General features: G+C 74.9%; 2 protein-coding genes. One reads left to right on the top strand and one right to left on the bottom strand.

All coding sequences use genetic code 11. The features are described from left to right. Positions 1-16 precede the first annotated feature (16 nt). Positions 17-1,012 (bottom strand): ATP-binding cassette domain-containing protein, encoded by a 996-nt coding sequence (locus E1284_RS40485; RefSeq protein ID WP_131945403.1) that lies wholly within the window; start codon positions 1,010-1,012, stop codon positions 17-19. A 99-nt stretch (positions 1,013-1,111) separates the two neighbouring features. Between E1284_RS40485 and E1284_RS40480 the strand changes: the two genes are divergently transcribed. Further along, positions 1,112-1,846, top strand: a 735-nt coding sequence (locus tag E1284_RS40480) for a TetR/AcrR family transcriptional regulator (protein WP_131945402.1), incomplete at its 3' end; no start/stop codon positions are given.

The raw sequence follows: 1,846 nt of genomic DNA, 5'->3' as shown, positions 1-1,846 counted from the left end.
GGCGCGGTGAGGGCGGTCATCGGACGGTCTCCTTCTCCCGGCCGGCGCCGGCACCGCCGGTTCCGTTGCCGGTGTCGGTCGCGGGGGTTCCGGTGAGGCGCAGGAACACCTCGTCGAGGGTGGGGCGGCGCAGGCCGGCGTCGGCGGCGGCGACGCCGGCGCGGTCGAGTTCGCGGACGACGTCGGCGAGCCGGACGGATCCGGCGGGCAGCGCGACCGAGAGCCGGCCGCCGTCCAGGGACGGGTGGGCGCCGGTGAGGCGCCGCAGGACGCCGGCGGCGGCGCCGGCGCCGGAGGGGTCGTCCAGGACGACGTCGAGGCGGTCGCCGATGGAGGCCTTGAGCCGGTCGGGGGTGCCGGTGGCGATGACGCGGCCGTGGTCGATGACGGCGATGTCGTCGGCGAGGTGGTCGGCCTCGTCCAGGTACTGGGTGGTGAGCAGGACGGTGGTGCCCTCGGCGACCAGGTCGCGGACGGTGTCCCAGACCTCGCCGCGGCTGCGGGGGTCCAGGCCGGTGGTGGGCTCGTCCAGGAACAGCACCTGGGGGCGCAGGATCAGGCTGGTGATCAAGTCGAGGCGGCGGCGCATCCCGCCGGAGTAGCCGGCGACCTGCCGGTCGGCGGCGCCGGCGAGCCCGAACCGCTCCAGCAGCTCGTCGGCGCGGCGGCGGGCCTCGCGGCGGGGCAGGTGGTACAGGCGGCCGAACATGCGCAGGTTGCCGCGTCCGGTGAGCTTCTCGTCGACGGCGGCGTACTGGCCGGCCAGGCCGATGCGAGCGCGGACCCGGTCGGGCTGCCGGGCGATGTCGTGGCCGGCGATGCGGGCGTGCCCGGAGTCGGCGTCGGCGAGCGTCGCCAGGATCCGCACGGCGGTGGTCTTGCCGGCGCCGTTGGGGCCGAGGACCCCGCAGACGGTGCCGGCGGGGACGGCGAGGTCGAGGCCGTCCAGGGCCCGGGTGGTGCCGTAGCGCTTGCGCAGCGCCTCGGCCAGCACGATCGGTTCGTTGGTCACGACGCCTCCTCTGGGTACGGTGTACGCAACCCACGGTAGACAACTGGGTACGTCGTACGCAACTAGGATGCTGGGAGACGGCGTCGAACAGGAGGTCCGGTGGCACAGGGCGGGGAGCACGCGAGCATCTGGACGGTGCCCGAGCGGCAGGGCCGCGGCCCGCGGCCCGCCTACAGCCGCGCCCAGATCACCGAGGCGGCGGTCCGCATCGCCGACGCCGAGGGGCTGGAGGCCGCGTCGATGCGCCGCATCGCCGCCGACCTCGGCACCGGCGCGATGTCGCTGTACCGCTACGTCCCCTCCCGCGACGACCTGGTCGAGCTGATGGTCGACCACGTCCTGCTGGAGACCGGCATCCCCGAGCGGCCGAGCGGCGACTGGCGCGCCGACCTGACCCTGGTCGCCGAGAACACCCGGCGGGTGTGGCGGGCGCACCCGTGGCTGGCGGCCCTGTGGCGCCCCCGCGCCACGTTCGGCCCCAACCGGCTGCGGCTGCTGGAGTTCGCGTTCGGCGCCCTGGACGTCGGGATCCCGATCGATGAGATCTTCGTCCTGCTGGACATGCTGAACGGCTACGTCGAGCGCGTGGTGCGCGGCGAGATCGAATGGTCGCGGGAGGCGCGGCAGAGCGGGATGACGCCGGAGCGCTGGATGATGGAGAACGCCGGCCACGTCCGCGAGCTGCTCGGCACGGGCCGGTACCCGATGTTCGAGCGGATCGTGCTGGACGCCCGGCTGCCGCACATGTCCGAGGAGGAGCAGTTCCGCTACGGGCTGGACCGCGTCCTGGACTGCATCGGCCGCGCCCTGCCCGCCCTCGGCGCCCCGCAGCCC

The sequence above is a fragment of the Actinomadura bangladeshensis genome (assembly GCF_004348335.1).
GTDB classification, from domain to species: Bacteria; Actinomycetota; Actinomycetes; order Streptosporangiales; family Streptosporangiaceae; genus Spirillospora; species Spirillospora bangladeshensis.
This window is presented reverse-complemented; position numbering and strand designations above follow the sequence as displayed.